At 37.9% G+C, this 18,929-nt stretch carries 9 protein-coding genes; 1 reads left to right on the plus strand and 8 read right to left on the minus strand.

What is annotated here, in order from left to right; all coding sequences use genetic code 11:
• Positions 1–999 precede the first annotated feature (999 nt).
• The 4 genes from F1847_RS07070 to F1847_RS09290 form a co-directional block, all read right to left on the minus strand.
• Complete coding sequence (locus F1847_RS07070) at positions 1,000–7,716, minus strand: hypothetical protein (protein ID WP_150072368.1); 6,717 nt, start codon at positions 7,714–7,716, stop codon at positions 1,000–1,002.
• Between the two features lie 4 nt (positions 7,717–7,720).
• Entirely contained in the window at positions 7,721–8,194 is a 474-nt protein-coding gene (locus F1847_RS07075; RefSeq protein WP_240702785.1) for a Spy/CpxP family protein refolding chaperone, read from the minus strand.
• Positions 8,195–8,591: 397 nt separating this feature from the next.
• Positions 8,592–8,996, minus strand: coding sequence for an IS1595 family transposase (locus F1847_RS07080; protein WP_206202396.1), 405 nt, complete (start codon positions 8,994–8,996; stop codon positions 8,592–8,594).
• Positions 8,980–9,132, minus strand: coding sequence for a hypothetical protein (locus tag F1847_RS09290; RefSeq protein ID WP_206202397.1), 153 nt, complete (start codon positions 9,130–9,132; stop codon positions 8,980–8,982). The genes F1847_RS07080 and F1847_RS09290 overlap by 17 nt, the downstream gene beginning before the upstream one ends.
• Before the next feature lie 174 nt (positions 9,133–9,306).
• Between F1847_RS09290 and rpsO the strand changes: the two genes are divergently transcribed.
• Positions 9,307–9,576 (plus strand): 30S ribosomal protein S15, encoded by a 270-nt coding sequence (gene rpsO / locus F1847_RS07085; RefSeq protein WP_150072369.1) that lies wholly within the window; start codon positions 9,307–9,309, stop codon positions 9,574–9,576.
• Positions 9,577–9,670: 94 nt separating this feature from the next.
• On the opposite strand, the gene rpoC is transcribed toward rpsO, so the two are convergent.
• The 4 genes from rpoC to rplJ form a co-directional block, all read right to left on the minus strand.
• Complete coding sequence (gene rpoC / locus F1847_RS07090; protein WP_150072370.1) at positions 9,671–13,732, minus strand: DNA-directed RNA polymerase subunit beta'; 4,062 nt, start codon at positions 13,730–13,732, stop codon at positions 9,671–9,673.
• A gap of 23 nt (positions 13,733–13,755) precedes the next feature.
• Positions 13,756–17,841 carry a DNA-directed RNA polymerase subunit beta gene (gene rpoB, locus F1847_RS07095; RefSeq protein ID WP_150072371.1) on the minus strand — a complete coding sequence of 1,362 codons (4,086 nt, stop codon included), beginning with the start codon at positions 17,839–17,841 and terminating at the stop codon, positions 13,756–13,758.
• 114 nt (positions 17,842–17,955) lie between these two features.
• Positions 17,956–18,348 (minus strand): 50S ribosomal protein L7/L12, encoded by a 393-nt coding sequence (gene rplL, locus F1847_RS07100; protein ID WP_150072372.1) that lies wholly within the window; start codon positions 18,346–18,348, stop codon positions 17,956–17,958.
• A 38-nt stretch (positions 18,349–18,386) separates the two neighbouring features.
• Entirely contained in the window at positions 18,387–18,914 is a 528-nt protein-coding gene (gene rplJ / locus F1847_RS07105) for a 50S ribosomal protein L10 (RefSeq protein WP_150072373.1), read from the minus strand.
• Positions 18,915–18,929: the final 15 nt, after the last annotated feature.

Raw genomic sequence — 18,929 nt, forward strand, 5'->3', positions numbered from 1 at the left:
TAATGCTAAAACAAAAGCTAAAACAATGTTCCTAATAGTTGAAATAGTTGATATAAATGATGAAATCTTGAAATAAAAGTCAAATTTCAAAAATCCTATCACTTTATAACCAATCCTAATTCTATATAATTAAAAGTATAATATAATTAAAAGTATAATATAATTAAAAGTATAATATAATTAAAAGTATAATATACTTAACTCTTAGAATTTTGTCAACCAAAATTTTAAGCTTTTTTTGGGAAATTAAAGAAATTATATGATATTATATTTAATTTTTCTTTATTTTTTTTAATTTTCCTATTGCATCCCATTTGTTAAGACATTTTTTTATGCCCTAAAGTTGTTGAGATAAAGACTATTGCTAATTTCTCTCTGCCGTCCATTTCCTCTGTTTCATCTCACACCTCCTGTCTTAATATTTTATCCCTGCCTAACAAGAGAGTTTAACCTCTACAACTTTGGTGTGTCCAGTCCCTATGGGGTTCAGTATAAGGTTATTCAACAGCTTCATAAGCTCTCTGTAGTTACTATTTTGAAATATTAAACCAATAGATACAAAATCCTCTCGGATGCCTTAGCAGGAAAGCTCACCTTTAAAGAGGCTTCCTTAATACCACTCTTAGCTACGAAAGCCTAAGGAAGCTTCTGATAGAAGAAGTACCACATGAACCACGAAGAAAAAGGGAGGTATATCGGAGACTGAGAAGGATGCCCAAAGCGGGAAACCCTAATGACCTCTGGAAATCATGTTCTGCCCAGAATTTTGACTCTGATCAAAGGAATTCTTGAAGCTGCCTTATAGGCTCATTGAGTTAAGTGCTATTTCAATAATCGTGTCTGGTAATATCATGTTGAAGGGCTACAGGTATTAAGAAAGATAAACCTCTTTAACAAAAAGAAATAGAGAACCCAGGAGATAGAAAATTAAAAAAAATTTAACGGTAATAAAAAAGCCCCCAAGAGGGGGCTCTGTTATCAATCTTTACCCTAAAACAACTACCAATTATATCTTAGCATCATTGACCCAGAGTAGCCCGTGTAATCTCCATTAAAGTCTCCTCTTCCGGAAATCTCAAGACCGAGGTTCTTCTGAAGCCTAAATTCTCCTCCAAGCTGGACAATAAAAGTCGTTCTATTTATCTCCCTTGATAATTTCCATCTTGTTGGGTCACTTCTCATATAGTTAACCGCACTTATATCATTTTTCCCAAATGCCTGTTCCAATCTTCCATAAGCATAAAGTTTAACTGGCATTGCACCTGCCTTTGCTTCGGAAGCAAGCATAACCCCTATCACTCCTTTCCACATATGTTTGCTATCAGGATCATAATATCTATCCCAACTTGTTACCCTGTTCCCAGCACTGTCATAAACCTTTGTCCAAAAACTTTCGGGATTGTAGTAAGTATATCTTATTCCTATCTCAGGAATTACATTTAATTTCCCTCTATAAACTTTCCCAAGAAGTATTTCCCCATGGACACCTTTCATGGTATAACTTGCCTTCTCTTTAAGCTCCAAATTTAGTCCTGTACGTCCATTATAGTCATTTGAACTACTAAATCCATACATGTTATATCTTAAATAGGAATCTTTCATCATTATCCACATACCTGTAATACCAAGTGAAAAGATGTCAGAGTCACCATCTTTTGCTGATCTTCTACTATAGTCATATTCAGCTCTCAAATAATTGGCATAGATACCTAAAGAAAAGTTCTTTGTAAGAAAACCTCCTAATCCGATGTTAAATCCATAAGTATTGGTATCAAAACCAAGGTCATCGGCAGAAACATGAGTATAAAGAGGTTTAAACCACATGCCACCACGATATTCAACTCCACCAAGACTATATCCAGCTCCAACATCACTTATGCCAGCAGACGCAAGCATCACTGGCTGATAACCTTTCACAAGAATAAAAGGCGAAGTAATAGGCAGAGAAGTAAAGATACTATCTACCATAATTGAATTAACTATAACTCCACCTATCATACTGTTAACTGATCCTAATGCTTCTTCTGGTTTGTTCAAAGCTAAATATTTAAAAATAATCTGTGCATCTTTATCAGTTATATTTGGGTCATACCATGCTACATCAATAAGTGGATTTGTATAGCCTTTCTCTAACTCGCCCCAATTACCATTTACTGTCCCATTACTTTCTATTAAATTATAAGGAGTGCCTACAACTATGTATTGAGCACTATTATTCCAAAGTCTTACAACTAAGGTTGCATTATTAAGACCAAGTGATGAACCACTTTCAACGTAAATGGGAGCTGTATTAGGTCCAGTACCAGGCGCTCCAAAAGTGATGGCAAACTTGTCTTTAAGAGTTACATTAGAGCCAGAATCTACATAAAGGGTGCGAAGCTTTTTCCCAGAAAGAGCATCTCCCCAAACAACTATTTCACCAGGGTTTGAAAGTTCAACTGTTGAATTAATAATATAAATTCCAGCTACCTTATCTACATTTCCACTTGCAGAAACTGTAATGGTTCCATTGTTTATAAGAGTTATCTCTGAATCTTTTAAATAGATTCCAAAGCTGTTTACTGTCCCACTTGAAGAGCTAGCAGATATATCAATGATCCCCTTATTAAGGATTGTTGAACCAGTCTGTGCTTTCTCAATATATAATCCTGTTGCCTTTGCTGACTGCTCTCCTATAGTTGAAACTTTAATCGTTCCACTACTTTCATTTAAAAGATCTTCTGTAAGAACCACTGCGTATACACCAGTTGCCTCTGTGTCCTTACCAGTTGCTATCACCTTAATGGTGCCATTATTGGTAAAGTTATTTATGGTATCTTCGTCAACATATAATCCATAAGCTTTTGCAGTCCCATTTGTCGCTGTGGCTCTCACATCTATTGTCCCTTCATTCGTAAAATTTCCCATATCATATGCATACACTCCATACACAGTTGCATTCCCACCTGTTGCAGTTGCATTTACGATTATTGATCCATTACTAGTAAATTTGCCTATATAACCTGCATACACTCCATATGCATATGCAGTATATTCTGAATTCGCACTTCCTGTAATTGACCCGCTATTTGTTAAATTTCCTATACTTCCTGCATACACTCCATATGTTCTTACTAAACTTGTCCCACTAGCACTTCCTGTAATTGACCCGCTATTTGTTAAATTTACAATACTTCCTGTATACACTCCATATGCATCTGCATTTGTCCCATTCGCACTCCCTGTAATTGACCCGCTATTTGTTAAATCCCCTATGTTATCTGCAACCACTCCATACGCCTCTGCATAATCTGTCCCATTCGCACTCCCTATAATTGACCCGCTATTTGTTAAATCCCCTATGCTTCCTGTATCCACTCCAGCTGCCTCTGTAGTTCCATTTGTTGAAATTGCACTCACAGTTATTAATCCAGTATTAGTGAAATTGCCTATATCCTCTGTTGTAGATACTCCAAACGCTGTTACCTCATCTACTCCCTTCGCTGTTACTATTATGCTCCCTTCGTTTGTAAAATTGCCTATCTGACCTACATAACCTTCCTCACCACCTGCCATAACACCTATTACATTCGCACTCCCTCCATTATTCTCCCCATAAACCTCAATCTTCCCACCTTCTAAATTCCTAAACTCTCCTATCGTCCCATTAAATACTGCTACCCCTACTGCATTAAGCTCCCCTCCATCTGCATATCCACTTACCGTTAAATTCCCATCGTTAATGAATATACCTATTTCCCCAGATTCCCCACCTTCTATTTCTTCCGGTAATCCTGCCATTACCCCTACTACTGCTGACCATTCCCCACCAGTTGAATTGGTAAATACTGATATGTTTCCAGTATTATTGAAATATCCTATATCCTCTGACTTAACCCCTACTGCTGTCGCATTAATCGATTCTATAGATACCAATATATTCCCAGTGTTCGTAAAATTACCTACACTCTCTATCTCAACCCCTACAGGTATGTTATTATCCGCATAGTTTACATAGCCACCAGTTCCATTTACGTTTATATTTCCACTATTAACAAAATTAGTTGCATTTAAAGCATAAACTCCAGCAAGCATAAGTTGCCCTGAAGAATCAGTCACATTACCAAAAACATCTATACGACCTTCGTTTATAAGGTTAGTAACATTACCAACAACTACCCCACCTGCTAATACTTCTGTGCCATTTGCTAAAACTTGAATGGTACCATTATTTGTTAAATTCCCTATGCTTCCTGCATACACTCCATATGCACTTGCATTATCTGTCCCACTCGCACTTACTGTAATTGACCCGCTATTTGTTAAATCTACTATGTTATCTGCATCCACTCCATATGCCCTTGCATAAGATCCCCCACTCGCACTTACTGTAATTGACCCGCTATTTGTTAAATCTACTATGTTATCTGCAACCACTCCATATGCACTTGCATTATCTGTCCCACTCGCACTTACTGTAATTGACCCGCTATTTGTTAAATCTACTATGTTATCTGCATCCACTCCATATGCCCTTGCATAAGATCCCCCACTCGCACTTACTGTAATTGACCCGCTATTTGTTAAATCCCCTATGCTTCCTGTATCCACTCCAGCTGCCTCTGTAGTTCCATTTGTTGAAATTGCACTCACAGTTATTAATCCAGTATTAGTGAAATTGCCTATATCCTCTGTTGTAGATACTCCAAACGCTGTTACCTCATCTACTCCCTTCGCTGTTACTATTATGCTCCCTTCGTTTGTAAAATTGCCTATCTGACCTATATAATCTTCCTCACCACCTGCCATAACACCTATTACATTCGCACTCCCTCCATTATTCTCCCCATAAACCTCAATCTTCCCACCTTCTAAATTCCTAAACTCTCCTATCGTCCCATTAAATACTGCTACCCCTACTGCATTAAGCTCCCCTCCATCTGCATATCCACTTACCGTTAAATTCCCATCGTTAATGAATATACCTATTTCCCCAGATTCCCCACCTTCTATTTCTTCCGGTAATCCTGCCATTACCCCTACTACTGCTGACCATTCCCCACCAGTTGAATTGGTAAATACTGATATGTTTCCAGTATTATTGAAATATCCTATATCCTCTGACTTAACCCCTACTGCTGTCGCATTAATCGATTCTATAGATACCAATATATTCCCAGTGTTCGTAAAATTACCTACACTCTCTATCTCAACCCCTACAGGTATGTTATTATCCGCATAGTTTACATAGCCACCAGTTCCATTTACGTTTATATTTCCACTATTAACAAAATTAGTTGCATTTAAAGCATAAACTCCAGCAAGCATAAGTTGCCCTGAAGAATCAGTCACATTACCAAAAACATCTATACGACCTTCGTTTATAAGGTTAGTAACATTACCAACAACTACCCCACCTGCTAATACTTCTGTGCCATTTGCTAAAACTTGAATGGTACCATTATTTGTTAAATTCCCTATGCTTCCTGCATACACTCCATATGCACTTGCATTATCTGTCCCACTCGCACTTACTGTAATTGACCCGCTATTTGTTAAATCTACTATGTTATCTGCATCCACTCCATATGCCCTTGCATAAGATCCCCCACTCGCACTTACTGTAATTGACCCGCTATTTGTTAAATCTACTATGTTATCTGCAACCACTCCATATGCACTTGCATTATCTGTCCCACTCGCACTTACTGTAATTGACCCGCTATTTGTTAAATCTACTATGTTATCTGCATCCACTCCATATGCCCTTGCATAAGATCCCCCACTCGCACTTACTGTAATTGACCCGCTATTTGTTAAATCTACTATGTTATCTGCATCCACTCCATATGCCCTTGCATAAGATCCCCCACTCGCACTTACTGTAATTGACCCGCTATTTGTTAAATCCCCTATGCTTCCTGTATCCACTCCAGCTGCCTCTGTAGTTCCATTTGTTGAAATTGCACTCACAGTTATTAATCCAGTATTAGTGAAATTGCCTATATCCTCTGTTGTAGATACTCCAAACGCTGTTACCTCATCTACTCCCTTCGCTGTTACTATTATGCTCCCTTCGTTTGTAAAATTGCCTATCTGACCTATATAATCTTCCTCACCACCTGCCATAACACCTATTACATTCGCACTCCCTCCATTATTCTCCCCATAAACCTCAATCTTCCCACCTTCTAAATTCCTAAACTCTCCTATCGTCCCATTAAATACTGCTACCCCTACTGCATTAAGCTCCCCTCCATCTGCATATCCACTTACCGTTAAATTCCCATCGTTAATGAATATACCTATTTCCCCAGATTCCCCACCTTCTATTTCTTCCGGTAATCCTGCCATTACCCCTACTACTGCTGACCATTCCCCACCAGTTGAATTGGTAAATACTGATATGTTTCCAGTATTATTGAAATATCCTATATCCTCTGACTTAACCCCTACTGCTGTCGCATTAATCGATTCTATAGATACCAATATATTCCCAGTGTTCGTAAAATTACCTACACTCTCTATCTCAACCCCTACAGGTATGTTATTATCCGCATAGTTTACATAGCCACCAGTTCCATTTACGTTTATATTTCCACTATTAACAAAATTAGTTGCATTTAAAGCATAAACTCCAGCAAGCATAAGTTGCCCTGAAGAATCAGTCACATTACCAAAAACATCTATACGACCTTCGTTTATAAGGTTAGTAACATTACCAACAACTACCCCACCTGCTAATACTTCTGTGCCATTTGCTAAAACTTGAATGGTACCATTATTTGTTAAATTCCCTATGCTTCCTGCATACACTCCATATGCACTTGCATTATCTGTCCCACTCGCACTTACTGTAATTGACCCGCTATTTGTTAAATCTACTATGTTATCTGCATCCACTCCATATGCCCTTGCATAAGATCCCCCACTCGCACTTACTGTAATTGACCCGCTATTTGTTAAATCTACTATGTTATCTGCAACCACTCCATATGCACTTGCATTATCTGTCCCACTCGCACTTACTGTAATTGACCCGCTATTTGTTAAATCTACTATGTTATCTGCATCCACTCCATATGCCCTTGCATAAGATCCCCCACTCGCACTTACTGTAATTGACCCGCTATTTGTTAAATCTACTATGTTATCTGCATCCACTCCATATGCCCTTGCATAAGATCCCCCACTCGCACTTACTGTAATTGACCCGCTATTTGTTAAATCCCCTATGCTTCCTGTATCCACTCCAGCTGCATATACATAAGATCCCCCAACCCCACCTGCTAATACTTGAATGGTACCATTCTCAGTTATAGTTAAATTACCAATCGGCCTTACCTGAGATCCTTCTTCAATAGCACCATTTGCAAAAATACCTATGGTTTTATTACCTGCAGTTGAGTTTGTCTGTGTAACTTCAAGCGTTGCATTAATGGTTAAATCAGAAAATATATTACTTGTATCATTATCTACAAATATCCCAAAAGTATTAGCCCCTGTGTTATTGATTATGTTAAGATCCTCCTCCAACGTATAGGAACTATTTGACCCATTCAAATAAACTCCTATCTCCTGCCCAACTGTCATAGAACCACTCGCTCCTAAAATCAAAACAATAAACAACCCCAATACCAACCAATCTAAATACCACTTAAACCTCTTATCACACACCTCCTTCCCCCCTACTCTTTGTCCAAAATTTTCTTTCCTATTCTTATTCTCTTTGTCCATCACTTTACCTCCTTCCTATTCTAATCTCCCTCCACTTCTTCCTCTGCTCCTCGTTTAACACCCCGTCTATCTTCTTCCCTGTCTCAAGCTCCTCTGCTATCAGCTCCCCACGAAGACAATGTATCTCCTTGACAAGCTTCTTTATTTCTTTGATGTCCCAATCACTGTTTAACATCTCCTTAAACCTTGCCTCCTTCTCCCTAATCTTGCTTGACAACTCTTGCTCCTTTTTAAAAAATCCCTGCAAATACTTCTCTATCTCCTTAACCTGCTTCTCATTAAGCTTAAGCTCCTCCTTAAAATCAAGAATAGTCTTTCTTGCTTGAGGAACACCTCCCTTAACCACCTCCTGAGAATACGCATAAACAACCAGACTTAATGCTAAAACAAAAGCTAAAACAATGTTCCTAATAGTTGAAATAGTTGATATAAATGATGAAATCTTGAAATAAAAGTCAAATTTCAAAAATCCTATCACTTTATAACCAATCCTAATTCTATATAATTAAAAGTATAATATAATTAACTCTTAGAATTTTGTCAACCAAAATTTTAAGCTTTTTTTGGGAAATTAAAGAAATTATATGATATTATATTTAATTTTTCTTTATTTTTTTTAATTTTCCTATTGCATCCCATTTGTTAAGACATTTTTTTATACCCTAAAGTTGTTGAGATAAAGACTATTGCTAATTTCTCTCTGCCGTCCATTTCCTCTGTTTCATCTCACACCTCCTGTCTTAATATTTTATCCCTGCCTAACAAGAGAGTTTAACCTCTACAACTTTGGTGTGTCCAGTCCCTATGGGGTTCAGTATAAGGTTATTCAACAGCTTCATAAGCTCTCTGTAGTTACTATTTTGAAAGGTGATTCCTCATTTTATTCCACCTAAACATAAATACACCATTTCATCTAAGTTATCTCTACTATTATACCTGAATTCAAGTTCTTTCAAGTAATACACAAAATTCTCCCTGCTTACTCCATGAAACTTAAGAAGTCTCTCTTTGGCATAACTCCAAAATCCTTCTATCCCATTTATATATACCTTCCCATTTGCAGACCTTATACTCTTGTCTACTCTCTCGTGTCTAAAACCATACATCACAAGTCCGTCATAGCTCCTAAATTTGTCTGTGTAAATTAAACTCCCCCTCTTTACCTTCTTTATCGTCTCCTTTAACAGAGCCTCACAAGATACATCCTTAACTACTTCTACTTTTACTTTTCCTTGCCTTTCAAGAATTCCAAATACTGGTATCTTACCTTCTGCTCCCATCCCTCTCTTCTTCCCTCCAAATTTTGTTTCCACAAAAGGGACAACAAGTAAAGGTTTTAAGCACACCTTTAGCTCTTAAGAATTCTTCTGCCTTTTCTTCAGAGGATGCTATTTCTACGAGCTCTGCTAAGTTCATAGTTCCCACCTCCCGAATAAATTATAACAGAGGTGGAATATTTTGAGCAATCACCAAAGATAAATAGTTTAACGCTGTTTGTATTTTTACAAAAATAGGGTATATTTAAAGAAATTGCTTGGGGGTGGAGTAACCCTTCCTCAGGCTTAAAAATACAAAAAGGAGGTTGAGTTTATGCCTTTAGACCCAGAGTTAAAACAAGAGATTATCCAAACTTTTCAGCGTCACCCAAATGACACAGGGTCGCCTGAAGTCCAGATTGCTTTGTTAACTGCAAGGATAAAGCAACTAGAAGAGCACCTCAAAATCCATCGCAAGGATTTTCATTCAAGAAGGGGTCTTATGAAATTAATCGGTCAGAGAAGGGCCCTTTTAAATTACCTCAAAAGAACCGATTTCAACAGATATCAGGCTTTGCTTCAAAAAATAGGGCTTAAAAAGTAGTTCTTTAAGAATATTTTAAACCTTTACAAATAAAAAGGGGCGGATTTAACCCGCCCCTTTTTATTATGTCTTTTTATTTTTTTCTCTTTTCTCTTTACACCCAACCTTTTTGTTCATAAACAATTCTTCCTGTACCAGCAGGGATCAACCTTCCGATGATTACGTTTTCTTTTAATCCTTTTAGATAATCTACTTTACCTGCGATAGAAGCTTCAGTAAGCACCCTGGTGGTTTCTTGGAAAGAAGCTGCAGACAACCAGGAATCAGTAAGCAAGGCAACCTTGGTAATACCAAGGATAACAGGTTCAGCTACAGCTGGTTTTCCTCCAGAAGCTATTATTTTTTCGTTTTCTTCCTCGAACTTGACTTTATCTACATACTCACCAATCATGAAATTGGTATCTCCTGGGTCTTTTATCTTAACTTTTTTAAGCATCTGTTTTACGATAACTTCAAAGTGTTTGTCGTTTATCTTAACGCCTTGAAGCCTATAAACCTCTTGGATCTCTTCAACCAAAAATCGAGCGACCCCTTTAACTCCTTTTACTTTTAAAATATCATGAGGATTAGGAGAACCCTCTATCAAAGGATCTCCAGCCTTTACCACATCTCCTTCTCTTACCAAAATATGTTTACCCTTAGAAATATAATACTCCAAGGGGTCTCCTACCTCAGGCTGGATAACCACCTTCTTTTTACCCCTTGCTTCTTTTTCAAAAACTACCGTTCCGTCAATTTCAGTAATGGTGGCATATTCTTTAGGTTTTCGTGCTTCAAAAAGGTCAGTAACCTTAGGAAGACCACCGGTGATGTCTTTAGCTTTAAGGGTCTCTCTTGGTATCCTAGCTATAATATCTCCTGCTTTTACAAAATCTCCTTCCTGAACACTAATAATCGCCCCTACCGGAAGTTCGTATCTTGCCTTACCTCTTCCGTCTGGAAGGTCTATCGTCCGTCCTTTATCGTCTTTAAGAGATATTCTTGGTCTATAGTCAGTAAGTTTGTAATCTCTGACTATAATACTTGCCCTACCGGTAGTTACGTCAATCTTTTCATCTACGGTTACACCATCTATGATGTCCCCAAACTTAACCCTTCCAGAAACCTCAGCAATGATAGGTGTAGTATAAGGGTCCCATTCTACCAAAAGGTCTCCTGGTCTTACCTCTTGACCTTCTTCTACCTTTATCTTAGCACCATAAGTAACAGGATATTTTTCTAAAATCCTTCCATCCGGGGTAACGATAGCTACTTCTCCTTGTCTGTTCAAAGCAACTAAATTACCATCTTCTCTTCTTACTAACCTTAGATTAAGGAACTTGACCAAACCTCTTGACTGAGCCCTATGTTCGCTTTGCTCTAAGGCCTTGCCTACAGCACCTCCAATATGGAAGGTTCTCATCGTAAGCTGAGTTCCAGGTTCTCCAATAGATTGTGCTGCTATAATCCCTACTGCCTCTCCTATCTCTACCAACTTTCCGGTAGCAAGGTCTCTTCCATAACATTTTCTACAAACTCCATGCTTTGCCTCACAAGTAAGTACAGACCTTATCATAACCTTTTCTATACCTGCTTCTTTAAGCTTTTTAACCCCTTCTTCGTCGATTTCCTGATCAGCCTCGATTAATATCTCTCCAGTAACAGGATCTAAGATGTCTTCCAGAGCTACCCTTCCTAAAACTCTGTCCCAAACAGGCTCGATTATTTCTCCTGCTTCAATAAGATGCCCTACCTCTATACCGTCTATCGTTCCACAATCCTCTTCAGTCACTATACAATCTTGAGCAACGTCAACTAACTTTCTTGTAAGATATCCTGCATTAGCAGTTTTTAAAGCTGTATCTGCAAGCCCTTTACGGGCTCCGTGGGTAGAAACAAAGTATTCCAAAACAGAGAGTCCCTCCCTAAAATTACTCTTAATCGGGGTTTCGATAATCTCGCCAGAAGGTTTGGCCATCAAACCTCTCATACCTGCAAGCTGCCTTATCTGATCCTTAGAACCACGAGCGCCAGAAAAAGCCATGATATAAACAGGGTTAAAACTAGGACCTATTATTTTTTCTCCGTTAGGCCCTATGTATTCTTTGGTTTCCATTTCTTTAATCATCTCTTCAGTAACACGCTCTGTAGCGCTAGACCAAATGTCTATAGCCTTGTTATAACGCTCGCTCTCGGTTATCAAACCTTCTCTATACTGTTCCCAAATCTCAGCGATCTTTTTGTCGGCTTCAGCTAAAATCTCTGCCTTTTTCTTAGGGATGGTAAGGTAATCAACTGAGATAGAAAGAGCTGCTTCAGTAGCTTTCATAAAACCTAAGTCTTTCAACTTGTCTGCAAAGATAACCGTTTTTTTAATACCTGCTCTACGATAGGAAATATCTATCAACTTCTGAAGCTCTTTTTTGGTTAAAGGTTTGTTATACTCCTCAAAAGGAATTTCCTCAGGAACGATCGTAGAAAACAATATCCTCCCCACCGTGGTATCTATAAGTTTGCCGTCAATTTTTACTTTTATTTTTGCTTGAAGATGAAGTGCACCAGTTTGATAAGCAAGGATAACCTCGTCCTTATCTCTAAAGACTTTACCCTCTCCTTTAACAAAAGGACGTTCTAAAGTCATGTAATAAATACCTAAAACCATGTCTTGGGTAGGATAAACTACAGGAATACCGTTTGCAGGAAGAAGTATATTATTAGTAGACAAAATAAGTACCCTATTTTCTATCTGTGCCTCTACTGACAATGGCACATGCACCGCCATCTGGTCTCCGTCAAAGTCTGCGTTATAAGCTACACAAACTAAAGGATGTAATTGTAGTGCTTTGGTATCTATCAATACAGGTTCAAAAGCCTGAATACCTAACCTATGCAAAGTAGGTGCACGGTTCAACATCACAGGATATTCCTTGACTATCTCATCAAGGGCATCCCAAACTGCAGGATGTTCCTCTTCTACCAATCTTTTTGCGGTCTTAATATTAGTAGCATAACCGTGCTTTTCTAACCATCCATATATATAAGGTTTAAAAAGTTCTAAAGCCATTTTCTTGGGCAAACCACACTGATACATTCTCAATTCAGGACCAGCCGTGATAACAGACCTACCTGAAAAATCTACTCTTTTACCAAGAAGGTTCTGCCTAAACCTACCCTGTTTGCCTTTAAGAATGTCAGAAAGGCTTTTAAGTGGTCTTCTGTTAGGACCCATTACAGGACGTCCTCTTCTTCCGTTATCAAAAAGGGCATCCACAGCCTCTTGTAACATTCTTTTTTCGTTTTTCAAAATAATTTCAGGTGCATCAAGGTCTATTAGTTTTTTTAATCTTACATTACGGTTTATCACCCTTCTGTAAAGGTCGTTTAAATCTGAAGTAGCAAACCTTCCTCCTTCTAAAGGAACTAAAGGCCTTAACTCAGGGGGGATAACTGGAATTACTTTTAAAATCATCCATTCTGGCTTGTTGCCAGACTGCTTAAACGCTCTAGCTATTTGAAGCCTCTTGCTTAATTTCTTTTTACGTGCCTCACTATGGGTGGTTTGTAATTCAATCTGAATATCTTGAATAAGTTTATCAAGGTCTAAATTTCTTAAAAGTTCATAAATAGCAGAAGCCCCAGTATCAGCTACTATCTGGTCACCATACATCTCTTTTAACGTATAATATTTATCTTCGGTTAAAATGGTTCCAACAGGAAACTCTTCGAGCTGGCTCTCGATAACTATGTAGCGTTCTAAATAAAGGATGGACTCAACCTCTTTAAGGGTCATATTAAGCAAAATACCGATTTTAGAGGGAATACTCCTCAAATACCAAATATGAGCAACAGGAGCTGCAAGCTCAATATGCCCCATCCTTTCTCTTCTAACTTTACTTTGAATAACCTCAACTCCGCATTTCTCACAGATAACCCCTCTGTGTTTCATTCCTCTATATTTTCCGCAAATACATTCATAATCCCTTACTGGACCAAAAATTTTTGCACAAAACAGACCATCTTTTTCAGGCCTTAAAGTCCTGTAATTTATTGTCTCTGGTTTTTTTACCTCTCCATAGCTCCACTCCCTTATTTTTTCTGGAGAAGCTATACCTATCTTTAAAGCTTTTATTTTCATAACATCCTTAGGTTTTTCTAAAATAGAAAGGAGCTCCTTCATTATTTAAACACCCCCTTTGGTTTTTATTCTTCTATAGGTTCTATATCTAAACAAAGACCTTGTAGCTCTTTAGTTAACACCTTAAAGCTTTCAGGCATGCCTCCTTCTAAAAAGTTTTTACCTTTTACCAATTTTTCATACATCTTGGTCCGTCCTTCTACGTCATCACTTTTTACAGTAAGAAATTCATGTAAAGTGTAAGCAGCTCCATAAGCCTCTATTGCCCAAACCTCCATCTCTCCCAATCTTTGGCCACCAAACTGAGACTTTCCACCAAGAGGTTGCTGGGTTATCAAAGAATATGGTCCTGTAGATCGAGCATGGATTTTATCATCAACCAAATGATGGAGCTTTAACATATGCATATATCCTACGGTTACCGGTTCATAAAAGGGTTCCCCTGTCATTCCGTTATAAAGAACTGTAGTTCCACTTTCATTCAACCCAGCTAAAGACAGCCATTTCTTTATCTCAGCTTCTTTAGCTCCTGCAAAAACAGGGGTAGCAATAGGAATACCATCGGCAAAACCCTTAGCAAGCTCTAATATCTCTTCGTCTGTCTTACCTTCTACCAATTTTTCATATTCTTCTTCGTAAAAAATTTCCTTTAAAAGGGCCTTTACGCTTTCTATCTGATATTCCTGGGCTAACTTGGCCAGTTTTTTACCCAGCTCTTTACAAGCCCAACCTAAGTGGGTTTCGAGAAGCTGACCGATATTCATACGAGAAGGAACACCCAAAGGAGAAAGTATCATGTCTACAGGTGTTCCATCAGGAAGATAAGGCATATCCTCAATAGGAACAATTTTAGAAACAACACCTTTGTTTCCGTGCCTTCCTGCCATCTTATCTCCTGGCTGAAGTTTTCTTTTCATCGCCACAAAAACCTTTACTACTTTTAAAACACCAGGGGGTAATTCATCTCCTTTTTTAATCCTATTAATATGGGCTTCGTACTCTTCTATGATTTCCTTTCTCTTTTTTTCATAGGCCTTTATTACTTCAGTAATCAACTCTTTCTTAGAAGATGGAACTATATCTTTCAGCTTAGGTAATAGAGAGGTAGGCAAGTTTTTTAATCTTTCTAAGGTAAGGGCCTCCCCTTTATTGATAAAAATCTGGCCTTCTCTTTCTAATTCTGCAGTAGCTAATTCTCCGTTCAAAACATAAGCCAGCCTGTTTACCGTATGCCTAAAAAGGACCTCTAAAACATCTGCTTGATTTCTTAATAGTCTTGCTATAGTTTCATCTTCTTTCTGTTTAGCCCTAATGTCTTTTTCTAATCCCTTACGGGTAAGGATTTTAGTATCAATTACGATACCTTCTATACCAGCCGGTACCTTTAAAGAGGTATCTTTCACATCTTTGGCCTTTTCTCCAAAAATAGCCCTTAATAACTTTTCTTCAGGTGTAAGGGTAGTCTCACCCTTAGGTGTCACCTTCCCTACTAAAATGTCTCCAGGTTTTACATAACTTCCTATCTTTATAATACCACTTTCGTCTAAATTGGTTAAAAGTTCTTCGCTTACATTAGGAAGGTCTCTGGTAATTTCTTCTCTTCCAAGCTTGGTCTCTCGAGCTACACACTCAAACTCCTCTATGTGAATAGAGGTAAATACGTCTTCTTTTACTAATCTTTCAGAAATTATGATAGAGTCCTCAAAATTATAACCTCTCCAAGGCATAAAGGCTACTAAAACATCCTTACCCAAAGCCAATTCTCCTTTACTAATAGAAGGACCATCAGCCAAGATTTCTCCTTTTTTAACCCTTTGTCCTGGTTTGACTATAGGCCTTTGTGAGAAACAAGTGTTTTGGTTAGATTTTTTCCACTTTATCAATTCGTAAATCTTTACCTCTGGAAGCTCCCCTTCTTTAGTATCATATCTTACTACGATTCTGGTGCTATCAACATCTTCAACTACTCCATCAGCCTCAGCTACTATAACCATACCAGAATTTAAGGCTACTGCTCTCTCCATCCCAGAACCAACTAAAGGAGCTTTAGTCTTAATCAAAGGCACAGCCTGCCTTTGCATGTTTGAACCCATAAGCGCACGGTTAGCATCGTCATGCTCAAGAAAAGGTATCAAAGAGCTGGAAACACTTACCACTTGAGCAGGTAAAAGGTCTATCAAATCAACCTCATCTCTATGGGCAATGATAAATTCTCCGTTCTTTCTAGCAGGTACATATTCTTCTAAAATATTACCTTCTTTATCTAATCTAATAGTAGATTGAGCTATTACTAAATCTTTTTCTTCAGCAGCGTTTAAATAGATGATTTGATCCGTCACCCTACCTTCTTTAACCAAACGATAAGGAGTTTCTAAAAACCCATAAGGATTGGTTTGAGCAAAAGTAGTTGGAGAAACGATTAAACCTATGTTAGGACCTTCAGGTGTTTCGATAGGACAAATTCTTCCGTAATGGCTGGGATGAACGTCTCTAACCTCAAATCCTGCCCTTTCTCTGGTCAAACCTCCTGGACCTAAAGCAGAAAGTCTTCTTTTGTGGGTAAGCATAGAAAGAACGTTTGTCTGATCCATAAACTGAGAAAGCTGGCCTTGAGCAAAAAACTCCTTTACCGCACCCACCACAGGCTTACTGTTGATAAGCTCTACAGGAGTTATCTCTTCAAGCTCCTGAAGCTGGAGTTTCTCCTTTATAGCCCTTTCCATCCTCATAAGACCGATAAGAAACTGGTTTTCTACCAACTCTCCTACTGCCCTAATCCTTCTGTTAGAAAGGCTGTCTATATCGTCTCCTTCATCTTCTCTTTCTCTTAACCTTATCAACTCTTTTAAAATAGCAATAATATCTTTTTGCGTAAGTATCCTCTGATTTATTGGAATGTCCAAGTTTAAACGCAAATTAATTTTATAACGTCCTATCTCAGAAAGGTCATAAGTTTCAGGATCAAAAAAGAGAGACCTAAAGTAAGCCTCTGCCACTTCATAATTTACAGGACTTGAAGGCCGCATCTTTCTATAAATTTCAATAAGAGCCTCTTCCCTGTTTTTTATTTTATCTGTTTTTAATGCATCTCTCACAGATGAAGTATAATAATGAAGGTCTACAAAAAGAACATTTACCTCTTTTATTCCCTTTTCCCTAAGCAAATCTAATATTTCTTTCGTTATTTCTTGATTAACTTCTAAAATCACCTCTCCAGTATCAGGATCTACCACTTCTTTAGCACAAATCTTTCCTATCAAAGCCTCATCAGGAAGTTTTACCGAATAAATCCCTGCTCTTTTTAATTTTTTTATCAAACCTGCAGTAATTACCTTGCCTTTCTTAACGATAACTTCCCCGGTGTTGGGATTAACAATATCAGCTACTACCTTTTGGCCGGCTAAAAGTTCGTAATCTAAGATTTTTTCTACACCCTCGTCCAAGATTAGATATCTCTCAGTAGGATAAAATAAAGACAAAATTTCTTCTTCACTCATACCCATAGCTTTAAGAAAGATGGTAGCTAAAATATTTTTTCTTTTATCTATCCTTACAAAAAACCTACCTTTATAATCATAAATAAAATCTAACCATGAACCCTTTACAGGGATAACCCTAGCAATATAGGTTAGCCTGCCTGCCTTCGCATGAGTCTTTTCTTTTTCAAAAATAACACCAGGGGACCTCTGAAGTTGATTAACGATAGCGCGTTCAGTCCCGTTTATGATAAACCTTCCATCTTCAGTCATAAGAGGAATGGTTCCAAAATAAACCTCTTGCTCTTTGACATCTTTAATGCTCTTTACCCTGGTTTCAGGGTCTAAATCATAAGTTACCAAACGCACCTTTAGTTTAATCGGAGCTTCATAGGTTAAGCCTTTATCTTTAGCTTCTTCTGGTTCGTACTCTGGTTCTAAAATTTTGTAATCTATGTATTCTAAAACCGCAGTCTCAGAATAATCTCTTATCGGAAAGACTGACTTTAAACATCTATGAATGCCTATATCAGCTCTATGCTCTGGAGGGGTTTTAGCCTGTAAAAACTTATTGTAAGACTCCTTAGGTATCCTTAAAAGATAAGGTACTTCTTGAATTTGTTTTACTTTAGCAAAATTTTTACGAACCGGTAAGTTTCTTTGGTTGTTTAGCATTTTTTTGATCCCCTCCCTGAAATTTTATAAATGACAAAAAGGGTTTCCCCAGGGATAGGGGAAACCCTTAGAAAAATTAGATTGTAGAAAATAAAGTTTTAAGCTATACAAGGCTTACTTGATTTCTACTTTGGCACCTACTTCTTCTAATTTTTTCTTAATCTCTTCGGCCTCGTTCTTGCTAACACCAGTTTTTACAGGCTTAGGCACACCTTCAACCAAATCTTTAGCTTCTTTTAAACCTAATCCTGTGATTTCCCTTACTACCTTAATGACGTTAATCTTATTGCCACCAACATCAGTCAACACCACATCAAACTCGGTCTTTTCTTCAGCCTGAGCAGTTTCAGCAGGAGCACCAGCCACAGCACCCACAGCTGCTACTGCAGCTACTGGAGCAGCTGCAGTTACTCCAAACTTTTCCTCTAATTCTTTGATAAACTGAGAGAGCTCCAAAACACTCATGTTGGCAATAAACTCGATAACTTCTTCTTTGGTTACTGGCATTTCCTAATCCCTCCTTTTATTTTTTCTATTTTTAAACTTTACTCACCTTTAGCCTTTTTCTCTTCAATAGCCTTAAGTGCATAAAGGAATTTCCTGATAATAGCAGCCAAAACCCCAACAAAATTAGAAACAGGTGCCTGAATAGTCCCCAGCACTTGAGCCAATAAAATCTCTCTTGGAGGAAGTTTCACTAAATCTTCAAGGTATTCTGGCTTATAACCCTTACCTTGTATTACAAAACCCTTTATCTGTAAAGATGGATGATTTTTTATAAAACCACTTAAAACCTTAGCTATCTCTACAGGATCTTGATAAGCAAAAACTAAAGCCGTAGGACCTTCTACATAGTCGTTTACTGCCTTAAAATTAGTGTTTTCAGAAGCAATCCTTATAAGAGTATTTTTTATAACCCTAACCTCTCCCCCTTTTTCTCTTACAAGCTTTCTTATCTCGTTACTTTCAGCTACAGTAAACCCTTTAAACGAGGTTACAAAAACCCCCTGTGATCTAGCAAATTTTTCACTCACATCTTTGATAATTTCTGCCTTACGAGCCCGGGTAAGCAAGTTTATACCTCCTTA

Origin of the sequence: Thermodesulfobacterium sp. TA1, assembly GCF_008630935.1 — a bacterium.
GTDB lineage: Bacteria > Desulfobacterota > Thermodesulfobacteria > Thermodesulfobacteriales > Thermodesulfobacteriaceae > Thermodesulfobacterium.